Below are 26,787 nucleotides of genomic sequence, written 5' to 3' on the forward strand. Positions count from 1 at the left end.
GGGGCGCGGGTAGCCGTAGCCGCCGGGGGCGGGGGTGTGCGAGGGCTGCGGGGCGCCGTGGAGGTTGGGGCTGGGTGCGGGCGCCGATGGCGCGGGCGCGCCGTGCAGGTCCGGGCCGGGGAAGCCGTTCCCGTGGGGGCTCGGCGCGTCGGGGCGCGGGTAGCCGTAGCCGTCGCCGGGTGCCGGGGCAGGGGTGCTCGGGCCTGCGGTGTCCTGCGGTGCGGGGGCGCCCTGTGCGTCCGGGCGCGGGTAGCCGTAGCCACCCGGCGGGCCCTGCGGTGCGGGCGCTGTCCACGACTCGGGCTGTACGAGGCCGGCTTCGTCGCGCGGCGCCGGTGCCTGGGGTGCGGCGGTGGCCGCCGCCGACTCCGATCGGGGCGGTTCCGCTGCGCTGACAGCCGCCTGCGGCGCGGGTGCTCCCCGCAACTCCGGCTCCGGGCGCCCGTGGTCGCCGCCCGCCACGGAGACAGCTGAAGCGTCGCCCGGGTTGCTCGCGGTCTCGGGGCGCGCCTGGTCGTCACCCGTGCGGGGCGCCTCCGGAAGTGAGACGTCCTGCACCGCGGGAGCGCTCTGCGAGCCGGCGTGCGGCCGGTCGTGGCCGTTCTGGGCAGGGGTGACGTCCGGCTGAGCAGGGGTGACGTCCGGGGCGGCCGCGCGCGACAGGCTGTAGCCGTCGTGGGGCGCGGGCGCCGGGGGGTCCTGCGGTGCCACGGCGCCTTGCGGGGTGGGCTCGTAGGCGGGCGGGGCCGGAGTGTCCTGGGTCGTGGCGGGCTGCTGCGTTTCGGGGCGCGCCTGGTCGTACGCCGCTTGCGGCGTAGGCTCGTGGGTGGGCGGCGCGGGGGTGTCCTGCGTCGTGGCGGGCTGCTGTGTTTCGGGGCGCGGCCCGCTGTCTCCGTCGTGCGCGGCGGGGGCCTGGGCGGACAGGGCCGGGGTCTCATGCGTTTCGGGGCGCGCCTGGTCGCACGCCTCGTCCGGCGTGGGCGCATAGGCGGGTGACCCAAGGTCGTCCCGCGCCGTGGCGGGCTGCTGCGCCTCGGATCGCGGCCGGTCGTACGCACCGTGCGCCGTGGGCTCGTGGGTGGGCGGCACCGGGGCGTCCTGCTTCGCGGCGGGCTGCTGCGGCTCGTCCGTGGCAGGGGCCTGAGCGTCCGATGCCAGGGTTGCTTGCGCGTCGGGGCGCGGCCCGTCGTACTCCTCGCGAGACGCGGGTCCGTGGGCGTCCGGCGCCGGGGCCTGCTGTGCGACGGAGGCATCCGGCGCTTCGGATCGCGGCCGGCCGTACCCGTCCTGCGATGCCGCCTCCTGCGAAGCCGTCCCGGGGGTCACCTGTGCCTCAGGGCGCGGCTGCCCGTGACCGTCCGCGCTCTCCGGCGCGGGCGCGCCCCGCAGGTCGGGGCGCGGGTAACCGTAATCGCTCCGCGGTGCCGCCGCCGAGGCGGGCTCGAAGTCCGGCGGCAGCGGCGGCAGGGCGACCGGAGCCGGCGGCGGAGTCCAGCTCGTCGCCGCCTGCGAACCGTGGGCGGCGTGGCCCGTGGTCTCGCCACCGGCGGCGTCCGAGGCGGAGGCGTCCCGACCGTCCACGGAGGAACCGGCCTTGGCCGGCTCCGCCGCCCCACGGCCCGGGTCCTCCTCGCCGAACGAGGCGACCGGGGCGACCGGAGGCGCGGGAACGGCCAGCGGTTCACCAGAAGGCGGGGGAGGCGGCACCGCGTCCACCGCACCCCGCGAGCCCTCGTCCACCGAGCCCGCCGCAGGCGTGACCGCCGCGTTCTGCGTGTACCAGGCAGGCGGGGTGTAGTCGATCGTGAACTCGCCCGTCCGCTCGGACTCGTTCTCGTGGCCGGCGTCGGACCGGTCCTCGCCGGCTGTGGTCCCGCCCGCGCGGATCTCGTCCCGATCGCTGCTCACATTGCCTCCTGCTGGTGTGGTCTAGCGCCCATGATGTGCCTGTCGGGCCCGACCGTTCCCGTCGTCCGACCGCCCGGGGTTCCCCCATGTGCGACGGGAGAGGCCCGGCATGGGGTTCTCCAGTGCGTACACCCACCAAGACTAATCGTCATACGCATCGCCGCGGCAGGGCCGCCCCTGCCCCATCGGCCGCCCCTGCCGCCACCTGCGGTCATCCACTCCGCCAACCGGCCCGCGCCGGCCCGCAGTCGGCCCGGTGGCAGGCCGGCCGGCCGACTCGGTGTGACGTCAGAGGTGGGTGATACAAAGATTTCCCGCCCGAGTGCCACAACCACGCGGGACCCACGCCCGATTCGCTCCTTTCCGACGGAATCCTCTAGGTATTCCCGTCGGATCGCGGGGGACGGAACGAGTGACGGTCCCGCATCCAAGAGGCATTGCGCTGATGGACCAGCCGCCCCCACTCCCACAGGCACCCCCGAACGAGCCTCCGAAGGGCGGTTTCGGCGCACCGCAGGGTTCTCCGGGGAACGCTCCGCAGGCACCACCCCAGCGGGGCAAAAACTGACGCCTGCCCGTAGACAGGTCCTCCTCAGTCCATCCGCCGCGCCGCCCCCAGCAACCCGGTCTCCGGCTCCGTCGCCCGTGTGTCCACGTACATCCGCGACCGGCCGGCGCACCACAGCGTGACCCCGTCCCGCAGGGTGGGCAGCGCCTCGACGTCGGCCGTCGGCAGCCCCAGGAGCCGGCCGACCTGAACGGCCTCCTCCGGAGAGATCCGCTGGATGCCGACGAGATCCGCGCTGCCCATCAGCCGCGGCGCCTCGGGGCTCAGGTAGGGGAGCAGCGTCAGTACGGGCTGCCAGGGTGCGGCGACGACCCGCCCGCGCGGCGGGCGAACCCCGCAGTCGCGGACGACGAGCACCGGGCTGTGCACCGACGGCCCCTGCGGCGGCACCCGTCCGACGTCGTGCAAGGTGATGCACTGCTGCCCGCTGTTGGCGGCCTGGGACAGCGCCGTCCACAGCTGTCGGCGGCCCGTCTCGACGGCGACCCGGGTGCCTGTACCGACCGTACGCAGCGCGATGACCTGTGCCGTCCAGGCCCCGCCGACGAGGATGGTGTCGAAGGGCGTGGGGCGGCCCAACCCGAGGACGGCGGGTGCGTCCCGGGGGTCGGTGCCGATGACCACGCCGTCGTCACCGACGGGCAGGGCCAGCGACTCGAACTGGTCGGCCGACAGCTCGTGTCGCCCACGGCGCGGCCCGGGCAGCCCGAACCCGAAGCGCCGCTGTACGGGCGCGGGAGTGTGGGCGCTCATCAGCGGGTACCTCCCAGCGGCAGGGTGGCGAGGACGCCGGGCACCTGCTCGTGATCGAGCCGGACCAGCCCGGCCCTCACGACGCGCGCCGCACGCTCCAGCTCCCTCCCCGTCGTGACCAGTTCATCGGCGCTGCGGCCGGTCACCCGGACGTGTGCCGTCATTGTCGGCGCGTGCCGCCCGTCCCGCGTACCGCCGCGCCCGAGCGTCAGGCTCAGCGTCGTCGACAGCGCGGGCAGCGAGGTGAGCAGCGCGGCGAGCTGCGGAAGGGAAGTGGCCCCGGGCCCCAACTGCGGCCACCGCGCAACCCAGTACGTGGTGTGCCACCGGTCGTCGCACCGCCAGGAGCGGGCGCTCTCCAGCGTCCGCCGTACGGGCGCGCCGGCCCGGCCCGCCTGGGCCGAGGCCACCGGATTGACGTTCGCGGCCGTCGATATCGCGGCCGTCAGCCCCTCCGCGGAGAGCGGCTCTGCCCGGAACCCCGCCCCCTGCAGCCGGCTCACCAACTGCTCCGCCGCTCGCAGCACACAACGTCGCGCCCCCTCCACGCCACCGCCCCGCGCCTCGACGGCCTCCCGGCACAGCTCGGGGTCGAACTTCAGCGCCACCCACGTCATTCGCACGGCCGGGGACCCGGCCATGGCCTGCAGCGGCGCGTAGTTCCGCGCGGCCAGTGACTCGGCCTGCAGATGCGGAGCGGGCGCGGGCAGCGCGCTCTGCACCACCTGTATGGACTCCAGCCGGATGCCGTCGACGTCCATCGCGTCCCGCAGCAGCGCCAGCGGCAGCGCCTTCTCCACCCGCAGCGGCCGCAGCGGCGCGTCCACGGCGTCGATCCGCAGCACGGCGGTCAGGAACGTCCCGTCCCCGACCAGACCCATCTCCCGCCGCTCCCGGTGGGCCGCGGTCGTCGCGGCGAAGGAATCGACCCGCAGCGACGGCTCGCACTCCACAACGGGGGCGATCCCCGGATCCGTGCCCACCGCTGCCGGCACCACCCGCCGGACCCGCCCCCGGAGCGCGACCGCCGCCGCCAGCCACTCCGCTATCGGCCGCTGTCCCCGGCGCACGACCGCGAGCACCACCAGGACGGCGGCCACCACGGCCGCCGGCGCCAGCATCAGCGGACCGACGGCCCACGCGACCAGCACCAGCGCCGCCGCCACCTCGATCAGCGCCAGCTGCAGCAGGCTCACCGGCCCGACGCTTCCGGGCCGTGTCACGGTCCGAGGCGCGACAGCGCCCTGCGCGGGGGTGGCCCGCGAGGCCCGTACGCGCGTCGCGGCACCGGCACCCATGCCCGTCATGTCCCACTCCAAAGTCCGGCTCGGCGGCATCCCCTGACGGGCGCGCTGATCTCTACCGGCATAGTAGGGGGCCGGTACGACAACCGGACCTAGGGCAGTGCCGGTCAACCGACGCCGAGCACCGGGGAGAAGCGGCTACACATGGCATCACGGCGGGACGAGCTCAATGCCTACACCTTCGCGAAGAAGCGCACGGTCGCCGCATTCCTCCAACCCTCGCCCAGCGGCACGGAGGAAGGCGCACCACGCCCGCTGCGCACGGTGCTGCCCGGCATCGTCGTCGGCGCGCTGCTGGTGGCCGGGTTCGGCGCGTGGGGCATGTTCAAACCGACGGCACCCAAGGGCTGGGACGACGTCGCGGCACATGTCATCGTCGGCAGCGAATCCACCACGCGCTACGTCGTTCTGGTGACCGACGGGAAAAAGCAGCTGCACCCCGTCCTCAACTTCGCCTCCGCCAAGCTCCTCCTGACCCCGGACAAGTCCACCGTCCTCAAGGTGAAGGAATCCGAGCTCGACAACGGCCACATCCCGCGCGGCCCCACCGTCGGCATCCCGTACGCGCCCGACCGCCTGCCCGGCGCTGGCGAGGCGAGCAAGCAGAAGCAGTGGGCCGTGTGCGTACAGCCTGGCGGCGGTAACACGACACAGAAGGCGGTCTTCCTCTTCGCGGGCCATGACCCGAAGCTGAAGAAACTGACCGGCCAGCAGCGCCTGCGCGGCAACCAGGCCCTCTACGTGCAGGGGCCGGACGACGCCCGCTGGCTCGTCGACCCGCAGGGCACCAAATACCTGCTCGGCGGGACCGACTGGAAGTCCACGGCCCCCTCCGACCACAACCTGCTGCTCCGCTCGCTCTTCAAGGACGGCGCGAAGCCGCAGCGCGTCACCAGGGACTGGCTGGACACCTTCAACGACGGTGCCCCCATCGTCTTCCCCGAGGTCAACGGCGAGATCGGCGCGCAGGCGGGAGTGAACAGCCTGCCCGCAAAGGCCAATCACGTCGGCATGGTCCTCGAAGCACCCACCGGAACCGGCACCCAGAACTACGTGGTCCTTCCCGGCCAGGTCCGGCGCGTCTCCGAACTCGTCGCCAAGTTGCTCCTCAACAGCAAGAAGCTCTCCTCTCTCGGCCAGGCGGGCAGGGCGGAGCGTGTGAGCGCGGCGGCCTTCACCCCGGCCGACGACGAGTTCTACGGGCAGTACCGCTGGCCGTCCCGAGTGCCCAGTCAGGCCAACGCCGGTGAGCCGGGTACCGCTGGCAACAACACGGTATGCAGCATCTTCACCGGCCTCTCAGCAGGCGGCACCCCCGAACTGGCCACCTGGACAGGCACCGAGTACCCGGCCGCCATCCCCGACGGCGCCACCAGCGCCTACGTCACCCCCGGCTCTGGCCTCCTCTACCGCCAGGTCACCGGCCGCCAGACCAACAGCGGCTCGGTCTTCCTCGTGACGGACACGGGGCTGCGCTATGCGGTCCAGTCCAACAACGACAGCGGTACGGGCAAGTCGAAGATCGGCGAGAAGCCGACGCCCTCGCCGGGTTCGGCGGACGGCCCCCCGGAGGCCGACCAGGCCCGCATCAGGCTGGGCTACCAGAACGTCGACCCGGTGGCCGTGCCCGCCAACTGGTCACACTTCCTGCCGACCGGACCACGCCTGGACGCGAACAGCGCCAGGCAGCCGCAGGGTTCGTGAGCGACTGATGCGACGAATCACGCTAGCCCTGGCAGCCGCCGCACTGGTCACGACGACGGCGGCAGCGCCGGCTCCAGCGCGGCTGGACGGCAGCGGCGAATGCACATACCCGGCGAAGTCCATCAAGGGCACCCCGTGGTCGCTCCAGCGCGTGCTGCTGGACCGCCTCTGGCAGGACACAAAGGGCAAGGACAGCGAGGGAAGACCGGTGCGGGTGGCGGTAATCGACACCGGCGTGGACGTGAAAAACCCGCAGCTGAAGGACGCGGTCGACGCAGGGAGCGGAGCGGACCTGCTGACGGGGATGAAGGAAGCACAGAAGGACGGCACGGCAGTAAGAGCGGCGGCAAAGGCCCCAACGCCGAAGCCGACAAAGGAGCCAACGAAGGAACCGACAAAGGAACCAACGAAGGAACCGACAAAGCAGCCTACGAAGGGACCCACGAAGGAACCAACGAAGGAACCCACGAAGGAGCCAACGAAGGAACCAAAACCCGACCCCACACCAGAGGTGAAGCCGAATCCCACGCTGGACCTGGTGGGCCACGGCACAAAGGTCGCAGGGATCATCGCGGCGCGCCCATCATCCACCAGCGGATTCGTGGGCATCGCACCGGAGTCGGTCGTCATCCCGATTCGGCAAAACGACGAAAAGGGCACTGGCACTTCCCGAACGCTGGCCCAGGGCATCAACCTGGCGGTATCGGCGGGCGCACGCGTCATCAACATCTCCCAGGACACGGCAAAAGCCCTGAACCCGGACTCGGACTTGGAACTGGCCGTCAAAGACGCCTTGGCCCAGGACGTAGTGGTAATCGCCTCAGCAGGCAACGATGGTCTGGACGGCACGGTGAAGGAGACCTATCCGGCCGCGTACAAGGGTGTCCTGGCGGTGGGCGCCTCAGACCGCAACAACGAACGCGCCGCGTTCTCGCAGCCTGGCGAATTCGTCGGGGTGGCCGCCCCGGGCGTCGAAATGGTTTCCACGGTCCCGGGAGGCGGCCAGTGCGTGGACAACGGCACCAGCTTCTCCGCCCCGTACGTCACCGGAGTGGCGGCCCTCATCCGCGCCAAACACCCCGACTGGAAGCAGCACCAGGTAGTAGCCCAAATCGAGCAGACCGCAGAACGCGCCACAAACGGCCACGACCGATACATCGGCTGGGGAGTAGTAGACCCAGTCCGAGCCCTCACAGATGACGCCCATCCCATCGACAAGGTCACCCAGGACAAGCCCGGCACCCGCAACGTCCACGCCCCTGCGCCAGCGCCACTGGCGGTAGGCGAGTCCCCGCAGCAGCGCAAGGAGCGCCTGGCCACGTATGTACTGGGCGGCGCGGCGGTACTGGTTGCGGCGATCGCGGGCGTGGCCCTGGTGGCCCGGGAACGGAGCCGGCGGCGGTCGTCGCGTGCTCGATGACGCCATCAAGCACCCTTGACAAGTATGTGGTTGGGACACGCGTCGCGAGTGGCTAGAGTGACGGTGACGGGGGTCGAGGCCGCAGTTGACGCGCGGACTTGATCAGTTGCTGGTGCTGTCTCGCGCTGTAACTCGACTCATCTGCCGGTTAGTTGGAGTCATGTGTGCGAGTGGCTAGAGTGGCTGTTGACGCTTCGGTCAGGGTGTTAATGGGGTTGCCAAGGCGACCACCAGCAACGTCCGATTCATGGGGGGAAGGTGCAATATGGGTGGAAAATTCCGGCTTGAAGACGCCAAGCTGACCAAGCTGGCCAATGACCTCGACGACATGCACAACACGATTGAGGGCCGAATCCAGGCTCTCAACGCGGTGGTCGACTCGATCGAGGGTCACTGGAAGGGCATCGCGGCCAATGAGTACAACTCCATGCAGACGCGTGTGAACGGCGACATACGCAAGTTGAAGCAACGGCTGGCCTTCGCCAGGGAAGCTGTCGCGATGAGCGACAAGGGCTTCACCCAGGAAGAGCATGATCGGCTCAACAGCTTCAAGGGTGTCGGCGAAGGCGGCGGCGGTCTTCTCGGCCGCTTCCAGGCTTCCTAAGCAACCAGCTCGCAATCGCATCAGGGGAGACAGCTCCACATGGAGATCACATATGCCGGGGTCGTCGAGGCCTCGAACATGGTCAAGTCGAACGCCAACACTCTCAAGAACGAGCTCGACGCCCTCAACACCAGGATCCTCGAGGTCGTCGAGGCATGGGACGGTGAGACCAAGGAGGCGTTCTACCAGCGCCACCGCGGTTGGGATGCAGAAGTGAAGGACATGCACGAGACGCTGCAGACGATCGCGTCGAAGCTCTTGGAGGCCACTGAGGCGTACAAGAGTAATGACCTGGCCCAGGCTCGTCGTTTCCAGCACCACTGACAGCGATTCGATGGGTGTGGGGTGCGGGTCTCCGCGCCTCACGCCCATCTGTTGCGTCAAGGCGCAATGGCACTAGGGGAGGTGCTAGATGGGATCCGGAGATCCGGGAAAGAACGAGGGGGACGGCGGCAAGCCGTCGGGTCTGAATGTTCCCAGCGAATCTCTGCAGGAGTTCAAGAAACGCGTCGACAGGCTGCTCGACAAGCTCGACGGTTCGGCCGCTTCGCATACGCAGATCACTCAGCAGAAGGTGAAACAGAGCGCATACGGATCCTCTGTCTTCACTGAGGCGACCGATCTCGCTTCTGCCTACGACACCGTTCACGCACGGCTGGAAGCCTTCTCGCGGATACTCGGTGATCAGTTGGAGGCGATGGGTACAGCTGTGTCCATGGCAGACGGTGACTACGAGCACGTCGACAAGGAGCACGCGGACCGGCTCTATGCGATCCAGAAGCGCGCTGAGGAGTACTGGAAACAGCAGCAGGAGCGTGGCGGCAGCTTCGAAGACAAGAAGAAGCCCGGCGGAGGATCGACCGGCGGCTCCGGCGGCAGCGTCAACCGGTGATGTGAACGGGGGTAAGTGGCATGGGTGAAGGCCCGACACAGTTCGAGCACGCCTCAACCGAGTCGATGCTGTTGATGCTGGAGGGAGCTGATCCCGACGAGCTCATTCACAAGGGTGCTGCCCTCAAGGCGGCGCAGGGCATCATCGAGGGGATCGGCAAGGACCTCAGAGACCATGTATCCGGTACACCATGGGAGGGTGAGGGCGGAAAGGCGTTCCATGAATGGGGCCACAACTTCGCCAATCAGATCCTCAAGCTAGCGGATTACGCCGAGGTCGCCGGCAGCCGCATGAATGATGCAGGCGGGGAACTGAAGCGTGTACTCCTCGACACCGCGTCGGTCCGCGAGTCCACTCGCGACATGCTGACGTGCTTCGCGGACGGAGGGAAGGAAAAGGCACGCATGGAGGCGATGGAGAAGGCGCGCCCCATCCTCATCCCGGCCATGAACAACCTCGCATCCTCGTACTGGCACGCCAAGGAAGACATCAAGGGCGCGCAGGAACCAAGGTTCGCGCCGTTGCCTGGCTCGGTGCTGCCGTCAGATCGGCAGTACGACGCGTGGAGTCAGGACTACGGCACGCCGGGAGGCCAGCCGGATGGCCACTTTAGTGGTGAACAGTCAGTAGCAAGGTCTGGTGCTGGTTCAGTTGCATCTGTTGCGCCTCAGCATGTCCCCTCGTCGCACAAGGCCGAGAATCCCGGCCAGCTTCCGAATGACCCTTTGCAGGGGAACCCCGCCGCATCGAACAACACAGGTACGAACATTGACGGCACGACGCTGACACCCGCTCCTGCTGCGCCAACTCCGTCTGGTACCAGTCTGCTTCCGCCCCCTGGCGGCTCCGGCAACGACCGGCTGAGCACATTGCCACCACTGCCCAGCGTGACGATGCCGCCAAGGAATGGGTCATCGAGCCCTGACAGGAGCGCTCCTGGCCGGGTTGGGATGCTCAAGATGCCCATCGGCGGGCCGGGGCCTCTCGGCAGGGTAGGTGGTGTGGGGGATGAGGGAACCGTGCGATCCCCGCTCATCCCGCGGCCTGACACCGGCATCGTCGGCGGCACGCCGACGCAGGTCCAGCCAGGTGCCGGTCCGGCGCGAGGCGTTCCCCGTGGCACGGTCATCGGCGGCGAATCACAGCAGATGGGCCGAGGGACAGTGGGGGGCGGAACCCCAGGCGTCATGAATCCCGGGTCAGGCTCTCAGGGTTACAACGGCGCCACTCGGAGGCTGGTCTCCGAGCCTGGTGGCATCGTGGGCGGCCCTCGGGGCGCGCAAGGCGTTCGTCGTGAGTTCACGCCAGGCGGCAGCGGTCTTGTTCGAGAGAGGCCGATTGCGGCTGGTCACCCTGGCTCTATGTTGGGTTCGCCCTCAGCTGCACAGCAACGCTCGGACAGCCGCGAACAGAGGGCTGCTCCCGCCTACCTGGTCGAGGATGAAGAGACCTGGGTGCCGGAGCGGCGCACCGTCGTTCCCCCAGTGATCGAATAGCGGTTCGCCGGACAACAGCCGGCCGGTGGCGAGCAGAGAATTGATTGGGTGACATGACAGCGAGGGCCAGGGCAGTATGCCGACGGACGTTGGCTTTGACGTCAATGATCGGCTCTTTGCTTACCATCGGCGGCACAATCGCCCCTGCCGCGCTTGCCGATACCATGCGCGAACGTCAGTGGTACCTGGAAACGATGGAGGCCGAACGGATCTGGAAGGTCAGCACCGGCCAAGGCATCACCGTTGCTGTTCTCGATACCGGGGTTCAGTCTTCCCAGCCTGAGCTGGGCGGGAAGGTGCTGGCAGGTAAGAATTTCGTTGGCCGGGATGACGCAGACAGCCAGGTGGACCGAGACGGGCACGGGACAGCTATGGCCACGCTCATCGCGGGAAACGCTGCCAGTGAGCAGCATGTCGTGGGTCTGTCTCCTGGGGTGAACATCCTGCCGGTGAAGGTGCTGGGGACGACTGCAGATGAGGCACGAAACAGCGTCAAGGCTCTCGTTCAAGGCATTCATTATGCTGCTGACAGTAAAGCGCAGGTTATCAACATCTCCATGGGATTCGAGGAATTCACCCTAAGGGGGGATGATCAGAAGCAAATTCAGCAGGCAGTGGACTATGCCATTCAACGAGGTAAGTTGTTGTTGGCGGCGACGGGCAATAATGGTGACAGAGGCAACGATGTGGCCTACCCCGCAGCTAGTGCGGGTGTCGCAGGAGTTGGTGCGGTTGATAAGGCCCTGAATGTCGTGAAGTACTCGACCTACGGGTCACAAGTAGCTCTGGCTGCAGCTGGTGAAGAGATTCCGATCCCGTGTAACGGAAAATCAGGCTACTGCCGCAGCGGTGGCACCAGCCAGGCAACCGCCATCGCCTCCGCCAGTGCCGCTCTGATCTGGTCCAAACACCCTGACTGGACCGGCAATCAGGTCCTCCGCGTGATGATTCAGACCGCAGGCACGCCGACGGAGGGCGAGGTGCCCAGCCGCTACGTCGGTTATGGCGGGGTCCGTCCCCGTATCCCGCTGCTCGAAGGGAAGGGCGATCCTGGCCCGCCCGATGTCAATCCGCTCGTGGCCGCCAAGGCGGGCGCATCTCCATCTCCGTCTATGAAGTCAGCCCCTCCCGGCCAGCCGACGCGTTCAACCCCGGCTGGTTCCCCAGCGAAGGAAACCGCTGGTGAGGGCAGCAACGTCTTCTCCTGGGTGATCGGCGGCGCCGCGGCCGCAGCAGCGGTGGGCGCCGGCGTGTTCCTACTGCTCCGGCGGCAGTCCCGGTCCCAGGCGGCAACTTCACCCGACGGGCATCCGTACGCGGACCTCCCGCATGGATCCCCGCCCCCGCCGATGACCCCACCCGACCGACATCTCGGGGGCTGACCGCACGACTCGGCTCCTGGTGCCCCTCGCCAATCGAGAGGGCTGCCAGGAGCCGACGTCTATCCGTCATGAGATGTCACTTGATGTCGAATTCGCCGTCCCGCGCGCCCAGTACGAAGGCTCGCCACTCGCCCTCGGTGTATCGCAGCACGGTGTCCGGATCCGCAGAGGACCGCATCGCCACGGCCCCCCCCGGCAGGTATGCGATCTCCACTCGCTCCTCCGTGGTGCTGTCGGGGGCACTGAGCCACTCGACGCCGGAGATGTCCATGGCATACAGCTCGGCCTTCTCATGCTCATCAACCATCAGGCAGGGGTTCCCTTCACAACGGTACTTGCGGACTCGTCTTTAGCATCATGCGTCAGGTGAGCGGAGCTTATGGGGCTCTTGCTTGATATCGGCCGAACATCTCCGGCATCGGCCGGGCATGCAAGGACTCCCCCAACAGGCAACGGGCCGCAGCGCATGGAACAAGCTGACCATGAGGGTGAGTTCGGCTCGTCCGGCAGCCAAGGAGACGCTGTTGGCCCGCTGCCGGGACGAGTTGGGCACGGACACGTCGGCTGACGCCCTCTCGCAATGGGAACCCGGGTTGTAGTGCGCCGAACCCGCGATAGAGAATGGTGATTGTTTGTCGATGACACGTTGAAGTGCGCCTGATCTGGGCACGATTAACGGGATATCGTCAGAAGTGGGAGGGGAAGCGTGACCGAGGACTTCTTCGGAGAGCTACGGCAGCTCCAGCGGCATGTGGAGAGCGTCCAGCAGCTCATGTCGGACATGCAGGATCGAATACCCCAGCACGCCGTAGGTACGGACGCTCAAGGGGCCGTTACGGTACGGCTGGCACCCGATGGTCTTCCAGCGTCCATCACGGCGGCAACCGACTGGCAGCGCCGACAGCGGCCTGAGCAGATCGGCTCTGCGGTCATTGAGGCGTTCGGATCTGCCATGAGTGAGCAGATGGCTGTCTGGACGCGCGCGTTCGAGGACGGCAAATGGCAGGAGCGCGCAGAGCAGTTGGAGGAGATGCCGGGCAGTACCGTAACCGCAGCACCTTCGGCAGCTCCCGTCGGCCATGGGCTTCCAGAGCGCGATCTGCGTTACGTGATCCCGCGACGCCTCGACGAGGTGGCTGAGGACATGTTGTCTGCGTTCGCTGCGCTCGAACGCCTTGACGAGGTGCTCGCCGAACCGCCACAGGCGTCAGGCGGATCCACGGGGCGCCGAGTTGTAATCACTGTAGCCAAGGGCTCGTTGGTCGAGTGCGACATCGATCCCGCATGGGTGGCAGGACAATCATCGGTCGGCTTGAACAGGGCTTTTGCCGAGGCTTTGGACGCGGCACGAGCTGAATTTACCCGGATTGAGGAGGCCGGCGCAGTCGGCCTCTCACATCTGCAACTGGACGGCCTGCTGAACGAAGCACTCGCCATCATGCAAAATCCGCAACGTTTTATCGACTGATTTCTGGAGGGGGCGAGAGATATGGGTGAAGCCGACCTCAAGGTCATCACTGACGGACTGCGCACGGATGCGGGCATGTGGGACAAGCAGAGTAGTGCAATGGGGGAGATAGGTCGCAAGGTCGATGGAATGCGCATCAGCCGTTTGGAGGCAGGTTTGTTCCAAGTGATTTACTCCGCTTACGAATCCGCCATCAATCAGGTTTCGGCTCGATGCGGTGAAGGTGAAAAGAGAATGGCTGAAGTGGCGGATGCTCTGGTCAAGAACGCAAAGGCATACGACAATCACGAAGCTGACACGAAGAAGCACGTCGCAGGCGCATACTGAAGAAGGGGATTGTCGTGAGTTTTAATGCCGCGCAATTCGAGATAACCATTGATCAACTCAAATCTGGATTGGATAAGCTGACCAAAAAGCTCAACGAGCTTAATCACAAGGCGACGGCCACAGCGAATAAGTGGTATGTGCCTCATGCTGTCGGTAAAGCGCTGATGTGGGCCGTCAAGAAGGTCATGCAGGTCGGGTCCTGGGTCCTCAACAAGATTGGCGAATTCCTCAAGGGCGCGGTGGCACCTGTGATGATGTACCGCGATGCGACGGAGTGGCAAGGAAAAGACATTCGCGGTAAGGCTTCCGGCGTTGCGGGAAACACCGCCCCTGAGGCACTCGCGGCGCCCAAGCACTGGAAGGGTGAGGGGGCTGACGCGTACACCGGTGCCGTAAAGGGCCAGCCCACCGCTGCGACGCAGATCGAAACCAGCTCAGACAAAATCGCAGGCGCTCTCACAGCTTCCGCGGTCGCAGGAGTGGCGTTCTATATCGCCCTGGCTGTTTTCTTGGTTCAGTTCATCGCTGCCGTGATAGCGGCTATCGCCGCAACTGGCTCTGTGGTCTTCTCCTGGGCGGGAGCCGGTCTTATGATCGGCGAAACGGCTGTTGGTTACGCTGTCATAGGCGCTGCGGTAGCGGCCTTGACAGCCGTGCTCGCCATCCAGGCGCAGAACATGGCAGTCGTCGAGGGTGAAGCGAACGACAACAGTACATTCCCGGGTGGCCATTGGCCTACCGCCACCGCCTGACAAGGGATGGTGTTCTATGTACGGGCCTCGGATAGCTCTCTGGTGCGCTGCTGCAGTGTCCTTCACGCTGATTTGGTTGATCTTTCAGTCGGATGAGCCGAACCATGCGATGGCCTATTTCCTATTCGCTGTAGGCATCGTTTGCCCAGGCCTCGGTGAGGCCTATGCGGTGCGACGGAGGCAACGCGACTGGTACAGGCGGCGGTTCGCGTCGTTCGATGAACTGCGGATGTCGGTGAACGCGTCGGCTCTCCGGCAGATCCGGGAGGAAAAAGGGCTGTGGGATGCCATCCACGAGCTCAAGCGCGAATATCCTCTACTCCCGGTCGGTGAAGCCGCAAAGCTGATCAAAGGTCTGTAACCTTCTGATCCCCCGGGGCCGACAGTCGTGGCTTCTGGCTGAAGGATGCCGGTCTCCCAGGAGGAGGCCGGTACACCGCCGCCCGAGTCGCTCAGAACACCGGCATCGCGGTCAGCGTCCCTTCATGCACCAGGAAAACGCGGTTACTTGCCCCTCGCATGTTCCAAGGATCACCACCTCCGCGGGCATACGTCCACGCCGGTTTGCCCGAGTCCTTGTGCAGGGCCATGACTCCGTTCCGGCCAATGAGGTTGAGGATGACCCAGACAGTCTTGCCCTGTACTACGGGAGGGATGCACGGCGGCGTGAGGTCATCGCCAAGTGACCGCGTCCAGTCGACTTGGTTGCCGCGCTTCGAGCGGCGGCTGAGCTCTGCGCCGTCCAAGGCGTACAGAGTGTCACCCTCGATTGTCGGTGGTCCCCAACCACCCGCGACAGCCCCGAGTTCGGTCTTTGCCGGCACTGACCACACCTGATCGCCATTGCTCACCTTGCGGGCTGTGAGGGTTCTGCCGCCGAGGTAGACGATTCCGTCTGAGATGGCCGGGGTAGGCGCGTCGACGGCCATCTCGGGTCCTTGTTTCGGCAGCTTCCAGACTTCCTCTCCCGTCCGGGTGTCGACCGTCACCACATTGCCGTCTGCGCCGAAGAGGACGAGCCGCCCGCTGCCCACGGCTGCCGAAGCAGGGCTTGTGCCAGAAGACATCACAGGCATGCGGATGGACCAGCGCGTGCTGCGGGAGGAAACGTCGAAGGCCCGCAATTCCTCCGCTTTGCCCATGCCACCGCACGTGAAGTAGACGGTCTGAGTGTCTGCGGCAACGACTACAACAGGGGACGCTTTGGTGTCGGCCCTCCACCTCTCCGCGCCGGTTGAACTGTTGAGGGCGACCAGTGTGCCGAGGTCGGCTACGGTCACGATCAAGTCATCAGTAGGTGCGACGTATCGACCGAGGTTGGCACCCTTGAAGCTCCATTTGGTCTGCCCGTCGGTCACTCGGCAGCCAGTAGTGAGCCCCTCCGAGTGCTGGACGACGACGATGTCGCGTACCACCAGTGGTGCGACTGCCATCGGAGCCGGACCGGTCAAAGGTCCCCACAGCGGCGGCGGTGCCGTGCCCTCCTCATACTGGGAACCCGTCAAGCGCTTCGCGTCCCAGGGGTTCGTCGGTGGCTTGCTCTCCCCATCGCCCTGTTCGGAACCCTTCCCAAGCAGCCACCAGGCCCCCGTCGCCCCTGCGGCCGCGACCAAGGTGCCACCTCCTGCGAAGGCTGTCAGGAGGAGGCGGCGACTGGGTGCTCCAGGCACACGCGTATCGGGGAATGTGGCCAGCTTCCGCGCCTCGACCTCGCGTTGTGAGATCTCGGTGGCCAGCGGCCCCCGCCGCCATATTCGTCCGGAGCCACGCGGCGGTGCGAACGCCGCTGCTATCTGAGCCGGGAGAGGGCGGTAGGAGGGGTCTTTGGCGAGGCACGGTGCGATGAGAGCGCGTATCAGCTCGGGAACACTGTCCAGATCCGGCTCTCCGTCCACCACCTCATACTGCACGGCGGCCACATGGGCGCCGTCGTACGCTCGGCGGCCGCTTCCCGCGTACGCGAGTACTGCGCCCAAGGAAAAGACATCGGCGGGCGGCCCGACACGTTGCCCGAGTACCTGCTCAGGCGAGCCATAGCCCGGAGTGACGGGAACCTGGCCGGTGGCGGTGAGAGTGAGACCATGCTCAGGACGCGCGATGCCGAAGTCGATGATGCGTGGGCCGGTAGATGTCAGCACGATGTTGGACGGCTTGAGGTCACGGTGCACCAGCCCGGCGGCGTGAATGTCCTGGAGTGTGCGGGCGAGGGCCGCTCCCAGCACGCGCACACCCGGATCATCGAAGGGGCCGTAGCGTGCGACGGCCTGGTTGAGCGTCGGCCCCGCCAGGAACTCGGTGGCGATCCACGGCCGTCCGCCCTCGGTCCACGCACCCAGGACCCGGGCGACGCCCCGGCTCTCGACGGCCTGCGCGGTCTGGGCTTCGCGTACGAAGCGCAGCGACAAGTTCTGATCGTGGGCCAGTTCGGCGTGCAGCACCTTGACTGCGGCCGTGTGTCCGTTGCCTTCCCGCCCGAGATAGACCTTGCCCATACCGCCCGCCCCGAGTACACCGATGAGGCGGTAGGGGCCGAGGCGCAGCGGGTCGCCGGTGCTCAGGGGATTCATGGAGTGGAATGTCTTCCTGCTGACGGCGAATGTTGCCGGAAATCGGGTGGGTGGTCAGTCGAGAGCGATGGCGCATACGAAGTCGCCACTGGTCCAGACGATCCTCCCCGCGTGCTCGTGGGCGGTGAGGCTGGCATCGAGGCCGCCGGGGATGTCCATCACCCACGCGGTGCGGTGGGTATGGAGATCGACCGCGGCGATCTTCGCCGGCCCTGAGGCCGTGACGGCGGCGTAGACGAACTTCCGGCCTACGACAGGCGGTATGGCGAGGTTGGGCGTCAGGCCATCGAAAGGGGCGTCCCACAGTGGCTTTCCATTACCGGCGGCCACGGCGACGATCCTTTGGCTTCCCTCGGTCACGTACACCACGCCGTCCCGCACCGCCGGCCTGCCATACGGACGCTCGTCCTGCCCGAGGTCGCCCTTGTCGCGGTCATCTCCGAATTCCCAAGCCTTCTTGCCGCTCGCTGTCCGGAATGCTTGGAGCGTGCCGCTGCCGAAGTAAGCACGTTCATCGTCGGTGGCCAGTTGGGCCCCGGAGAGGAGAAACGACGAAAGGTCGTGGGGCTTCCTGGGAAGCGACCAGGACCACGTCTTGTCGCCCTTCACGACGTCCCTGACTCCCAGGCCGTCCGCATGACCGGAGCTCTCGGGCCGAGTGAGCAGGAGACTGTCGCCGACAGGCTTGGCGGCGATTCGGTTAAGGGGCATCGAGGGGTGATACACATCGTTGAACGGTCGTCGCCAGCGCTCCTCGCGTGTACGGACGTCGAACGCGACGACATGCCAGCCGCTCTCGCTGTTCTCCTCATCCGCCTTCCACTTCCTGGCGACCAGATAGACCACGCCATCAGCAGCGGCCAGCGCATGGACGTAAGAGGGTCTTCCGTCGAATTCCGTCAGCCTCTCGCCAAGGGGCTCCAAGCGGCCGTCCTTCAGCCGGACGGAGCCCACGGCTGCTCCTCCGGAACCCGGTATGGCGGCGTAGATTTGCTCGCCGTCTGTGGTGACCTGCCAGGAAGCCGTGACTTCTTTGGTCACCCACCGCTTTTCGCCGGTCTTTGCGTCCAGCCCGACGAGAGACTTGTCGGCCATCACCACGATCAGCTCGCCGGCCACCATCGGGGGGAGCCCGGCATCAGTCTTGTCGACCTTCGTCCACCACACGGCACGTGACGGCACGTTCGCCGGGCGCGCGTGGGATGCGGTCTTCGGCCGAGCATCGCCTTCCGACCGTTCGAATGCCGCCCACATCGCACCTCCTGCCGCAGCCGCCCCCAGAGCCGAACCACCCGCAATGGTCAGCAGCTTCCGCCTGGACATGCCGGGTACGCGGCCGCCGGGAGCGGACTCGGCATCGGGGACTTCCAGGGGCGCGGGCACCCGATGAGGCTGTACGCGCCACACTTCCGTGCTGCGCCGCGCTATCTCCGTCAGCAGCGCGTCGGGCAGCCGGTCGACGAACTCACCGTCCCCGCTGTCGAGCAGGAGCGCCAGCTCGGCCGTGCCCGGTCGTTGCACAGGGTCCTTGCTCAAGCAACGCGCCAGCACGGGGAGCAACTCGGGCGGCGCCCCGGACAGATCGGGTTCTGCGTACCGCACCCTGTAGAGCAGGTCGGCCGGCTGTCCGCCGCCGAAGGGACCGTGACCTGTCGCGGCGAAGAGGAGTACGCCCGCGAGGGCGAAGACATCACCCGCGGAGGTGTGTTCCACGCCGGTCGCCTGCTCCGGCGACATGAACGCCGGAGTGCCCGCCGCCGTGCCCGTACGTGTCAGCCGGTCGTCACCGATGGCGCGAGCGATGCCAAAGTCGATCACCTTCGGGCCGAAGGCCGTGACCAGGATGTTGGAGGGCTTGAGGTCACGGTGCACGACGTCCGAGCGGTGCAGCTGGCCGAGTGCGTCACAAAGTGCCGCGCCCAGAGCCCGTACGGAACGTTCCGGCAGCGGGCCGCAGAGGGCCACCGCGTCATCCAGGGGAGGGCCGAGCACGTACTCCGTGGCAAGCCAGGCGGTGGGCGCGAACGGGTCCGCGTCGACGACGGCGGCGCCATGCTGCCCACCGATCACACGAGCGGCATCGATTTCCAGCCTGAACCGGGTGCGTAGTTCGGGATCCGCTGCGAACCGCGCGTGCATGGTCTTCAGCGCGACCGTCCGGCCGCCACGGGAACGGCCCAGATAGACGGTGCCCATGCCGCCACTGCCGAGCCGGGCGATGAGCCGGTATGCGCCGAGCTGCTGCGGGTCGTCATGGGCCAGAGGAGAGGGCATAGGAGCAGTCCGCTGTGAGGAGGTGGTCAGACAGGAGGCGGCAGGACGTGGCTATGGGAGAGCGGACGCCGACGGCCACGTGGTCGCGTCGATGTCGGCGGCCAGTACCTCGGCGGACTGCCGGGCCATGGCCGCGATGATCCGTCCCGGCAGCCAGCCGGGCCCGAGCAGCATGGCTGCCGGGCCCAGCCCGCCGTCGAGGACGGTTCCGTGTGGCGCGAGGGGCTGCTGCTGCGGACCGAGTCCGGCGGTCCCGGGAGAACCAGCCAAAGCCTCCAGAAGCCGCGTGGCCGGGGGCCTGCCTGCCGGGTCTCTGGCAAGGCACGCAGAGATCGTCGTGCGTAGTCCTTCCGGCAGTTCACTCCGCTCGGGGACGGTGTGTCCGGTTACCGCGTAGGACAGCACGGAGCCCAGGGCGAAGGTGTCGCCGGGGGGCTGCGGCCGCCCACCGGCCAGTTGTTCGGGTGGCACGGTCCCTGACGCCGTTCCTGGGAACTCGGCCGGCTGATCTCCATCCGGCGCAGCGGCTCGTACGGCACCGAAGCAGGTCAGCCGGGGGCCGTCCGCCCCAAGCAGCAACGCCGCCGGGGAGAGCCCCGCATGTGTCACCCCCGACGCGTGCAGAGCGGCGAGCGACTCCGCGAGGGCAGCACCCAGCGCGCGCACGGTTCGCTCCGGCAGTGGCCCGCCGTGAGCGGCCAGGGCTGCGGGCAGGGGTACCACGGGAACGTACGGTGAGGCGTACCAGGAGAGCTCATCCGCCTCCCGTACCTCGGTGACCGGTGCGAGCCAGGGCCCGGACTGCCGGCCGGCGCCCTCTGCCTCCGCGATGAAGCGTCCTCGGTGCGCCCCGAAGAGTGGGGTACTGATCAGAACCGTACGGCCCCCCTCCGGGCTACGAGCGAGAAAGCGCTGTTCCGGGACAGGCACGTTACTCGAGTATGCGTCGAGCCGGCCTATGAGGTGATACGGGCCTATTCGCCGAGGATCGCCCGGGCGCAATGGTTCCATGGACGGAGTCCCTCTTCAGGGTTATGGAATTCGGCGGAGTGTCGATGAGCGAACTATCAGTCCGGTGGCAGCCACCCCGTCTGAACCAGTGCGGCGCCCTGCTTGCGTGAGACGAAGACGCCGCGGCCCGGAGGCATCCTGCGGGCCTTTACGCTGCCCAGGAGCTCGCCTTCGCTCGGTTCCCCGGAGAGGACGACGCCTTGGGCGCCCAATTCCTTGAACCGCTGGATGAAGCTCTCGTACGACGAACGGCCGGCGCCCGCGCTGCTTCGCGCCACGATGATGCTGACGCCCGCGTCCCGCGCGTACGGCAGGTTGTCCACCAGCTGGGCCATCGGATTGCCGGAGCTCGTGGCGACCAGGTCGTAGTCGTCGACGACGATGAAGGCCCGGGGACCACTCCACCAGCTGCGGTTGCGCAGCTGCTGCGGTGTCACGTCAGGGCCCGGGATGCGGCTGCCGATGAGGGTGTTCATGTCGGCGAGGTACTTGTCGAAGGTGTCCTGAGTCGTCGCGTAGCCGGCCAGATGCGATTCGGGAACGCATTCCAGCAGGCTGCGGCGGTAGTCGCCGACGCAGAACAACGCCTCCTCAGGCGTGTAACGCTCGGTGAGCTGCTTGATCAGCAGGCGCAGCAATGCGGTCTTGCCCGATTCGCTCTCGCCGTAGACGGCGAAGAAGGGATCGCTGTCGAAGTCGATGAAGACCGGCGCGAGGTTCATCTCGTCGCAGCCGATGGCGACACCCCGCTCCGGTTCGGCGTGGCCGTCCGGCAGTTCCCGCGCCGACAGCATCCTGGGCAGCATGCGGACCTGCGGCGCATGCGGACCGGGCCAGTTGTCGGCTGACGCTCTGACGAAGGCGGCGGTGGCCTCGGAGAGATCGTCGTCGCCGCCCGAGGCGCCGTCGATGCGCGGCAGACCGCCCAGGAAGTGCAGCTTCTCCGCGGTGAGACCACGGCCGGGTACGCCGACCGGGACGTTGGCCGCGACCTTGCGGTCGAGCTCGGAGTCCAGCGGGTCCCCCAAGCGCAGCTCCAGTCGGCTGAGCAACTGGTCCTTGAGGGATGCCCGCATCTCCATGTACCGGGAGACGGAGACGACCAGGTGCACGCCGAGCCCGAGGCCCCGTGCGGCGATGTCGGAGATGACGGGCTCGAGGGCCTCGTAGTCCGTCTTGAAGGACTGCCAGCCGTCGATGACCAGGAAGACATCGCCCCAGGGCTCGTTGGGCAGTCTTCCGGCGGCACGGAGCTGGCGGTATGTGCTGATCGAGTCGATGCTGTTGTCGCGGAAGAACTCCTCGCGCCGGTTGAGGATGCCGAAGACCTCGGCGACCGTACGGCGCACCTTCTCCGGGTCCAGTCGGGACGCGACTCCGCCGACATGCGGCAGCCCGTCGACGGCGATCATCGCGCCGCCGCCGAAGTCCAGCCCGTAGAACTGGACCTCATGCGGGGTGTGCGTGAGAGCGAAGGCGCCGATGAGCGTGCGTAGGAGCGTGGATTTGCCGGAACGGGGGCCGCCGATCACCAGCATGTGGCCGGACGCACCCGAGAAATCGCGGAAGAGGGCATCGCGCCTCTGCTCGAAGGGCTTGTCGACCAGCCCGAGGGGGACACGCAGCCTGCCGTTGTGGGGGTACTCGGGCGTGTGGAGGCCGCGCTCGGTTGACACCGCCGTTCGGGGCAGGAGCTGGTCCAGTGAGGGTGCCTCGTTCAGTGGCGGCAGCCAGACCTGGTGCGCGTGGGGCCCTTGCCCGTCCAGGCGGCGCACGATCACGTCGAGGACAGTGTCGGCGAGTGCGTCGTTGTCCGTCCGCCGGCTGTGCGCGAAGTCCGGGTCGGGCGCTTGATAGCGGACTGGTACCGGAGCGGCCGTGAACAGCACGGGCCGACGGTCGGCGGGGAGAGCGCCGCCGCTTGTGACGGCGGTGCTGCCGTCCCGATAGGCGCCCGAGACATAGGCCGCTTTGAAGCGTGTCATTTCATCGGTGCCGAACTTGAGGTAGCCGGAGCCGGGCACCGAGGGCAGGTGGTAGGCATCGGGCACGCCCAGAGCCGTTCGAGACTCCGCGGCGGAGAAGGTACGCAGACCGATGCGGTAGGAAAGGTAGGTGTCAAGGCCGCGCAGCCGGCCTTCTTCGAGTCGCTGCGAGGCCAGCAGCAGGTGCACGCCCAGCGACCGGCCGATACGGCCGATCTGGATGAACATGTCGATGAAGTCGGGTTTCGCCGTCAGAAGCTCGCTGAACTCGTCGATGACCAGCACGAGAGAAGCCAGCGGCTCCAGCGGGGCCCCGGCGGCTCGCGCCTTCTCATAGTCGTTGAGATTGGCGTAGTTGCCCGTTGCGCGCAGCAGTTCCTGACGCCGCTGGAGCTCGCCGGTGATCGAGTCCCGCATACGGTCGACGAGCGTCAGGTCGTCCGCGAGGTTGGTGATGACCGCGGCGACGTGCGGCAATTCCGCCATGCCTGAGAACGTCGCGCCGCCCTTGAAGTCGGCGAGGACGAAATTGAGGGTCTCGGAGGAGTGGGTGACCGCCAGGCCCAGGACCAGAGTGCGCAGCAGCTCGGATTTACCCGAACCCGTCGCACCGACGCACAGCCCGTGCGGCCCCATTCCCTCCTGTGCCGCCTCCTTGAGGTCCAGCATGATCGGCGAGCCGTTCTCACCTACACCGATGGGCACACGCAGTCGCTCGGCCGTCGAACGGGGGCGCCACGTGGTGGCGGTGTCCACCGCCCCGGGGTCTCCGATCCCCAGCAGGTCGGTGAAGTCGAGGTTGGCGAGAAGCGGCTCGTCGTCGCCTCCCGTGCCCATACGCAGAGGAGCCAGCTGACGCGCCAGGGCCTCGGCGGCGGGGACCGACAGGAAATCGGGTACCCCCAGGTAGGTGGCCGTCGCCGACTCCAGCCGCAGCCGGTCCGGCCGTACGGAGACGGACAGCCCGCCTCGGGGCTCGTCCAGTTGGCCGGGCGCGATTTCCAGCACGGTCACTCCCTGCACCCCTTCCGGTGACGCCAGGAGTGATTCCGGGGGCACGATGCCGCCGTCGAGGACCACGACCACATGCGGCTGGTCCAGCAACGGCTGTCCGTCACGGACGAATCGTGAGCGGCCCGACAGTCGGCTGCCGAGCAACTCCTCCACCTCGGGTAGGTCGTCGCCGAACAGTCTTTTCGAGCCCGCGCCGTCGGCGGAGCCGGACACCTGTGTGTGAGGCAGCCACTTGCACCAGTCCCATTCGCCGGCCGCTTCCTGACCGGCGATCACCGCGATCACCAGGTCCTCGGGAGAGTGCAGGGCGGCGAGACCGCCCATCAGAGCGCGGGCGGCACCGCGAACGGAATCGGCGTCCCCCGAAACCACCACGTGGTAGAAGGCGCGGAGGGACACGGCGACCGGCAGGCCGTCCAGCGATTGGTGGTGCGCGATGAACTGCTGCAGAGCACCGACTGACAGTGGCTCCAGTTCCTCCACCGGTGCTGTGGTCGGTGCCACCAGCGGCGTCCACAGCTGCTGCGGCCCCAGTCCGATGCGGACCTGCCCGAAGTCCTTGTCGGAGATCCGCCGCTCCCATACGCGGCTGCCTTCCGCGGCCAGTGACCACAACTGGTCCGGACCGGGGTGCAGGTAGAACTGCGCGTCCTGCTGGGCCTGCGCTGTCTGCCAAACCTTCCGTCGCGTCTGCGCGAGGTATTTCAGGTAGTCGCGGCGTGCGTCGACAGCTGCTCCCTGCGTGCCCTTGCGGTACCGGATGACCTGCGCAATGGCCATGGCCACTGTCGACAGAAGCATCATGGCGCCCATGATCTTCATAAAGGGCTGGGTGCCCGGCATGAAGAAGAAGACCACGGACGAGCCCATGCCGAGCATCGGCAGCAGCTGCATGGCCATGCTCTCCTGCTGCCCGCGAGGCAGCTCGGGAGGTGCTTCGAGTCGCAGCTCATCCGTATCGAACTCGGGGGGAAGAACCCGAGGCGGACGCTTCACGACGATCTGACTCACCGGCGTATCAATCCCTCGGTACGAGCTGGACAGCGGTGGACCGGCTTCTCGGTGACGGTGGACCGTCTCCGCGCGACGATGATCCTACGTGCATGACACATGAGCGGCTCCCGATAGGGTGGCGGCCCGTCAGCGCGCACGGCCGCAAACGGAACGGCATGTCATATGGAGGGCAGCACGCGTGAGTTCGACCATGACGACGGGGTTCTGTCGGGTGACGGTCGTCGCACCCGACAGCCGCGTCGATGTCGCTCTTCCGGATGATGTCGCCCTCGGCGACCTCCTTCCGGAAATTCTGCGCCTGACCGGCCAGCGCACCCCCGAGGGCACCCCACCCGGGTACCACCTGGTGGGCCTGGACGGTGTCACTCTGGATTCCGCCCGCTCGCTGGGAGCCCAGCGTGTCCTGGACGGCGCGGTACTGCGCCTCCGCCCCTTCGCCGAATCCCTCCCGCCCGCCGTGCACGACGACGTCACCGATGCCGTCGCCTCCGCCGTCACCCGGGACCGGACGTTGTGGGACGACCGGCTGCTGCGGGCCTCCGGGCTGGTCGGCGGGGCGGCGCTGCTCGGGCTTATGGGGTTCGCGCTGTGGTTTGCCGAACCGGTGCGGCACGACATGCACGGTCTGCCCGGTGCCATAGCCGCCGTCGTCGGGGTGCTGCTGACCGCCCTCGCAGGCGTACGGGCCCGGGTCTACACCGACCGCACCTCCGCCGTCGCCCTGGGGCTCGCCGCTCTGCCACATCTGATGATCGCCGGATCCGCCGTGCTCGGCCCGGGACCGGGGGAGGGGGCCGGGCGGTTGCAGTTCCTGCTCGGATGTGCGGCCGTGCTCGTCGCCTCCGCCGTGCTCGTCGCCGTGATGCCCAGCGGCGACGCGCCCTTCGTCGCCGCCCTCACCGCCGCGGCCACCGGCACCTTCGCCGCCTTCTGCGCGATCCTCACCGGCACCCGCCCGGCCGACGCGGCGGCCGTCTGCGCCGTCGTCGCGATCGGGGCCATCGCCTTCCTGCCGGGTCTCTCGGCCCGCGTCGCCCGGCTGCCCATCGGCTACGCGGCTCCCCGCGCTGCGGCCGCCGACGACCTCGACGGACCCCGTACCCACCAGACGCCCGACCCCATAGACGCCGAGCGCATTGCCGCCCAGGTCCGCCGCGGCCACGAACTCCTGCTCGGCCTCGTCGGCGGCTGCGCGGCCGTCGTCGTCGGGGCGACCGCCGTCCTCTCCTTCTCCGGACAGACAGGCGGCCCCTGGACCCGCCTCCTGGCCCTCGCCGCCGGGCTCGCGATGCTGCTGCGCGCCCGCCTCTTCCGCTACACCGCGCAGGTCGCCGCCGTCCTGGGCGCAGGCCTCGCCGCCCTGGCCCTGCTGGTCCTCGGCCTCGCGCTGCGGCCGCCCGCCGACGCCGCGGGCTCCCTGGACGTCCGTACGCTCTGGCTCGCCGCGGCCGTCACCGTGGGTGGCGCGGTGTTCACCGCGGTCGCGCTGATCGTCCCCGACAAGGGTCTGTCACCCTTTTGGGGGCGCGTCTCCGATATTGCCGAGAGCGTGCTCCTGCTGGCCCTCGTGCCGCTGTGCCTCGCCGTCCTCGACCTGTACGCGACCGCGCGCGGCCTCTCCGCGGGCTGAGCCCGGGCCGGGGCGGGGCCGCTGGGCCGGGCTGGTACTGTGTGTAACGGCCGTTTGTGTACGCGCCTCCGGAACGCCCTGACGGGCCTCTGGGGACAGCGCCCAGCGGACCTCGCCTCCCGAGTAACGGAAGCTCCCCTGAGACCAAGACCAGGGGCACTCGGCGGCTGTTACAGAGATTTCAAGGAGTACGCGTGTCGCTCGACGCCGCAACGAAGAAGCAGATCATGGCCGAGTTCGCCACCAAGGAGGGCGACACCGGCTCCCCCGAGGTCCAGGTCGCGATGCTCACCCGCCGTATCTCGGACCTGACCGGGCACCTCAAGGAGCACAAGCACGACCACCACTCGCGTCGTGGCCTGCTGCTCCTGGTCGGTCAGCGTCGCCGCCTGCTGCAGTACCTGGCCAAGAAGGACATCACGCGCTTCCGCGCCCTGGTCGAGCGCCTCGGCATCCGCCGCGGTGCCGCGGGCGCCAAGTAAGACGTCGTGAAGGGAGCGGTTCCCACATCTGGGGGCCGCTCCCTTCGCGTATCTCGTGGAGACCGGAACCTTTGTAGTCTGGTCCCACGACGCATGACCGTATGAGGAGGAGCGGCCGGCTCGCCGCCGGTCCTCGGTAGTGGCCCCCGGATCAGGGAAATCCGGGTGCTTCGATCGAAGACCGGCCAGCACGGCGCACCTCCGCCCACGTCCCCCGCCACACGGGCGGCGG

The 26,787-nt window shown here is 67.8% G+C and carries 21 protein-coding genes; 13 read left to right on the forward strand and 8 right to left on the reverse strand.

From position 1 onward, the window contains the following. The 3 genes from J7E86_RS16890 to eccE form a co-directional block, all read right to left on the reverse strand. On the reverse strand, nucleotides 1-1,908 hold a 1,908-nt coding region (locus J7E86_RS16890), incomplete at its 3' end, for an SCO5717 family growth-regulating ATPase (RefSeq protein ID WP_308312619.1). A 592-nt stretch (nucleotides 1,909-2,500) separates the two neighbouring features. Continuing rightward, nucleotides 2,501-3,229, reverse strand: a complete 729-nt coding sequence (locus J7E86_RS16895; protein WP_215082516.1) for a hypothetical protein — start codon at nucleotides 3,227-3,229, stop codon at nucleotides 2,501-2,503. Further along, nucleotides 3,229-4,536, reverse strand: a complete 1,308-nt coding sequence (gene eccE, locus J7E86_RS16900) for a type VII secretion protein EccE (RefSeq protein ID WP_374223813.1) — start codon at nucleotides 4,534-4,536, stop codon at nucleotides 3,229-3,231. The genes J7E86_RS16895 and eccE overlap by 1 nt, the downstream gene beginning before the upstream one ends. A 141-nt stretch (nucleotides 4,537-4,677) precedes the next feature. Between eccE and eccB the strand changes: the two genes are divergently transcribed. The 7 genes from eccB to J7E86_RS16935 all read left to right on the forward strand — a co-directional run bounded on the left by eccB (nucleotide 4,678) and on the right by J7E86_RS16935 (nucleotide 12,031). Next, on the forward strand, nucleotides 4,678-6,237 hold the full coding sequence (gene eccB, locus J7E86_RS16905; RefSeq protein ID WP_215082517.1) for a type VII secretion protein EccB: 1,560 nt from the start codon (nucleotides 4,678-4,680) through the stop codon (nucleotides 6,235-6,237). A 7-nt stretch (nucleotides 6,238-6,244) separates the two neighbouring features. After that, nucleotides 6,245-7,657 carry a type VII secretion-associated serine protease mycosin gene (mycP, locus tag J7E86_RS16910; RefSeq protein ID WP_215082518.1) on the forward strand — a complete coding sequence of 471 codons (1,413 nt, stop codon included), beginning with the start codon at nucleotides 6,245-6,247 and terminating at the stop codon, nucleotides 7,655-7,657. Nucleotides 7,658-7,922: 265 nt separating this feature from the next. Further along, nucleotides 7,923-8,261 carry a WXG100 family type VII secretion target gene (locus J7E86_RS16915; protein ID WP_215082519.1) on the forward strand — a complete coding sequence of 113 codons (339 nt, stop codon included), beginning with the start codon at nucleotides 7,923-7,925 and terminating at the stop codon, nucleotides 8,259-8,261. 39 nt (nucleotides 8,262-8,300) lie between these two features. Beyond that, on the forward strand, nucleotides 8,301-8,585 hold the full coding sequence (locus J7E86_RS16920; RefSeq protein WP_215082520.1) for a WXG100 family type VII secretion target: 285 nt from the start codon (nucleotides 8,301-8,303) through the stop codon (nucleotides 8,583-8,585). 88 nt (nucleotides 8,586-8,673) lie between these two features. After that, complete coding sequence (locus J7E86_RS16925) at nucleotides 8,674-9,153, forward strand: hypothetical protein (protein ID WP_215082521.1); 480 nt, start codon at nucleotides 8,674-8,676, stop codon at nucleotides 9,151-9,153. A gap of 20 nt (nucleotides 9,154-9,173) precedes the next feature. Continuing rightward, entirely contained in the window at nucleotides 9,174-10,649 is a 1,476-nt protein-coding gene (locus tag J7E86_RS16930; RefSeq protein WP_215082522.1) for a hypothetical protein, read from the forward strand. Nucleotides 10,650-10,753: 104 nt separating this feature from the next. Further along, nucleotides 10,754-12,031 carry a S8 family serine peptidase gene (locus J7E86_RS16935; protein ID WP_251019255.1) on the forward strand — a complete coding sequence of 426 codons (1,278 nt, stop codon included), beginning with the start codon at nucleotides 10,754-10,756 and terminating at the stop codon, nucleotides 12,029-12,031. Nucleotides 12,032-12,107: 76 nt separating this feature from the next. Here J7E86_RS16935 and J7E86_RS16940 read toward each other — a convergent pair whose 3' ends face one another. Continuing rightward, nucleotides 12,108-12,338: a DUF397 domain-containing protein gene (locus tag J7E86_RS16940; protein WP_215082524.1), complete on the reverse strand. Its 231-nt coding sequence runs from the start codon at nucleotides 12,336-12,338 to the stop codon at nucleotides 12,108-12,110. 399 nt (nucleotides 12,339-12,737) lie between these two features. On the opposite strand from J7E86_RS16940, the gene J7E86_RS16945 reads away from it, so the two are divergent. The 4 genes from J7E86_RS16945 to J7E86_RS16960 are packed head-to-tail and all read left to right on the forward strand — an operon-like array spanning nucleotide 12,738 to nucleotide 14,939. Then, a complete protein-coding gene (locus J7E86_RS16945; protein ID WP_215082525.1) occupies nucleotides 12,738-13,499 on the forward strand; it encodes a hypothetical protein in 762 nt (253 codons plus the stop codon). A 21-nt stretch (nucleotides 13,500-13,520) separates the two neighbouring features. Then, nucleotides 13,521-13,826: a hypothetical protein gene (locus tag J7E86_RS16950; protein ID WP_215082526.1), complete on the forward strand. Its 306-nt coding sequence runs from the start codon at nucleotides 13,521-13,523 to the stop codon at nucleotides 13,824-13,826. A gap of 14 nt (nucleotides 13,827-13,840) precedes the next feature. Then, the gene (locus J7E86_RS16955; RefSeq protein WP_215082527.1) at nucleotides 13,841-14,578 is read left to right on the forward strand and encodes a hypothetical protein; all 738 of its coding nucleotides are present in this window, start codon (nucleotides 13,841-13,843) and stop codon (nucleotides 14,576-14,578) included. Nucleotides 14,579-14,633: 55 nt separating this feature from the next. Beyond that, entirely contained in the window at nucleotides 14,634-14,939 is a 306-nt protein-coding gene (locus J7E86_RS16960) for a hypothetical protein (protein ID WP_215082528.1), read from the forward strand. A gap of 91 nt (nucleotides 14,940-15,030) precedes the next feature. Here the strand turns inward: J7E86_RS16960 and J7E86_RS16965 are convergent, their stop codons facing one another. The 4 genes from J7E86_RS16965 to eccCa form a co-directional block, all read right to left on the reverse strand. Then, entirely contained in the window at nucleotides 15,031-17,145 is a 2,115-nt protein-coding gene (locus J7E86_RS16965) for a serine/threonine-protein kinase (protein ID WP_215082529.1), read from the reverse strand. Between the two features lie 54 nt (nucleotides 17,146-17,199). Further along, nucleotides 17,200-19,419, reverse strand: coding sequence for a protein kinase (locus J7E86_RS16970; RefSeq protein WP_215082530.1), 2,220 nt, complete (start codon nucleotides 19,417-19,419; stop codon nucleotides 17,200-17,202). Nucleotides 19,420-19,470: 51 nt separating this feature from the next. Further along, nucleotides 19,471-19,689: a hypothetical protein gene (locus tag J7E86_RS31890; RefSeq protein WP_308312621.1), complete on the reverse strand. Its 219-nt coding sequence runs from the start codon at nucleotides 19,687-19,689 to the stop codon at nucleotides 19,471-19,473. A 797-nt stretch (nucleotides 19,690-20,486) separates the two neighbouring features. Beyond that, complete coding sequence (gene eccCa, locus J7E86_RS16980) at nucleotides 20,487-24,440, reverse strand: type VII secretion protein EccCa (protein WP_215082532.1); 3,954 nt, start codon at nucleotides 24,438-24,440, stop codon at nucleotides 20,487-20,489. Between the two features lie 181 nt (nucleotides 24,441-24,621). On the opposite strand from eccCa, the gene eccD reads away from it, so the two are divergent. Together eccD and rpsO are read left to right on the forward strand one after the other, a co-directional pair. Beyond that, nucleotides 24,622-26,073, forward strand: coding sequence for a type VII secretion integral membrane protein EccD (eccD, locus tag J7E86_RS16985; RefSeq protein WP_215082533.1), 1,452 nt, complete (start codon nucleotides 24,622-24,624; stop codon nucleotides 26,071-26,073). A 194-nt stretch (nucleotides 26,074-26,267) separates the two neighbouring features. Next, nucleotides 26,268-26,555: a 30S ribosomal protein S15 gene (gene rpsO / locus J7E86_RS16990; RefSeq protein ID WP_215082534.1), complete on the forward strand. Its 288-nt coding sequence runs from the start codon at nucleotides 26,268-26,270 to the stop codon at nucleotides 26,553-26,555. Nucleotides 26,556-26,787 lie beyond the last annotated feature (232 nt).

It is taken from the genome of Streptomyces sp. ISL-11 (assembly GCF_018614525.1).
Taxonomy (GTDB): domain Bacteria; phylum Actinomycetota; class Actinomycetes; order Streptomycetales; family Streptomycetaceae; genus Streptomyces.

Excerpts from the sequence above, each read along its gene's own strand:
- J7E86_RS16915 (WP_215082519.1), top strand. The coding sequence starts at position 7,923 with ATGGGTGGAAAATTCCGGCTTGAAGACGCCAAGCTGACCAAGCTGGCC.
- J7E86_RS16940 (WP_215082524.1), bottom strand. The coding sequence starts at position 12,338 with ATGGTTGATGAGCATGAGAAGGCCGAGCTGTATGCCATGGACATCTCC.
- eccE (WP_374223813.1), bottom strand. The coding sequence starts at position 4,536 with ATGACGGGCATGGGTGCCGGTGCCGCGACGCGCGTACGGGCCTCGCGG.
- J7E86_RS16950 (WP_215082526.1), top strand. The coding sequence starts at position 13,521 with ATGGGTGAAGCCGACCTCAAGGTCATCACTGACGGACTGCGCACGGAT.
- J7E86_RS16925 (WP_215082521.1), top strand. The coding sequence starts at position 8,674 with ATGGGATCCGGAGATCCGGGAAAGAACGAGGGGGACGGCGGCAAGCCG.
- mycP (WP_215082518.1), top strand. The coding sequence starts at position 6,245 with ATGCGACGAATCACGCTAGCCCTGGCAGCCGCCGCACTGGTCACGACG.
- J7E86_RS16920 (WP_215082520.1), top strand. The coding sequence starts at position 8,301 with ATGGAGATCACATATGCCGGGGTCGTCGAGGCCTCGAACATGGTCAAG.
- J7E86_RS16970 (WP_215082530.1), bottom strand. The coding sequence starts at position 19,419 with ATGCCCTCTCCTCTGGCCCATGACGACCCGCAGCAGCTCGGCGCATAC.
- J7E86_RS16965 (WP_215082529.1), bottom strand. The coding sequence starts at position 17,145 with ATGAATCCCCTGAGCACCGGCGACCCGCTGCGCCTCGGCCCCTACCGC.
- J7E86_RS16935 (WP_251019255.1), top strand. The coding sequence starts at position 10,754 with ATGATCGGCTCTTTGCTTACCATCGGCGGCACAATCGCCCCTGCCGCG.
- J7E86_RS16930 (WP_215082522.1), top strand. The coding sequence starts at position 9,174 with ATGGGTGAAGGCCCGACACAGTTCGAGCACGCCTCAACCGAGTCGATG.
- eccB (WP_215082517.1), top strand. The coding sequence starts at position 4,678 with ATGGCATCACGGCGGGACGAGCTCAATGCCTACACCTTCGCGAAGAAG.
- J7E86_RS16895 (WP_215082516.1), bottom strand. The coding sequence starts at position 3,229 with ATGAGCGCCCACACTCCCGCGCCCGTACAGCGGCGCTTCGGGTTCGGG.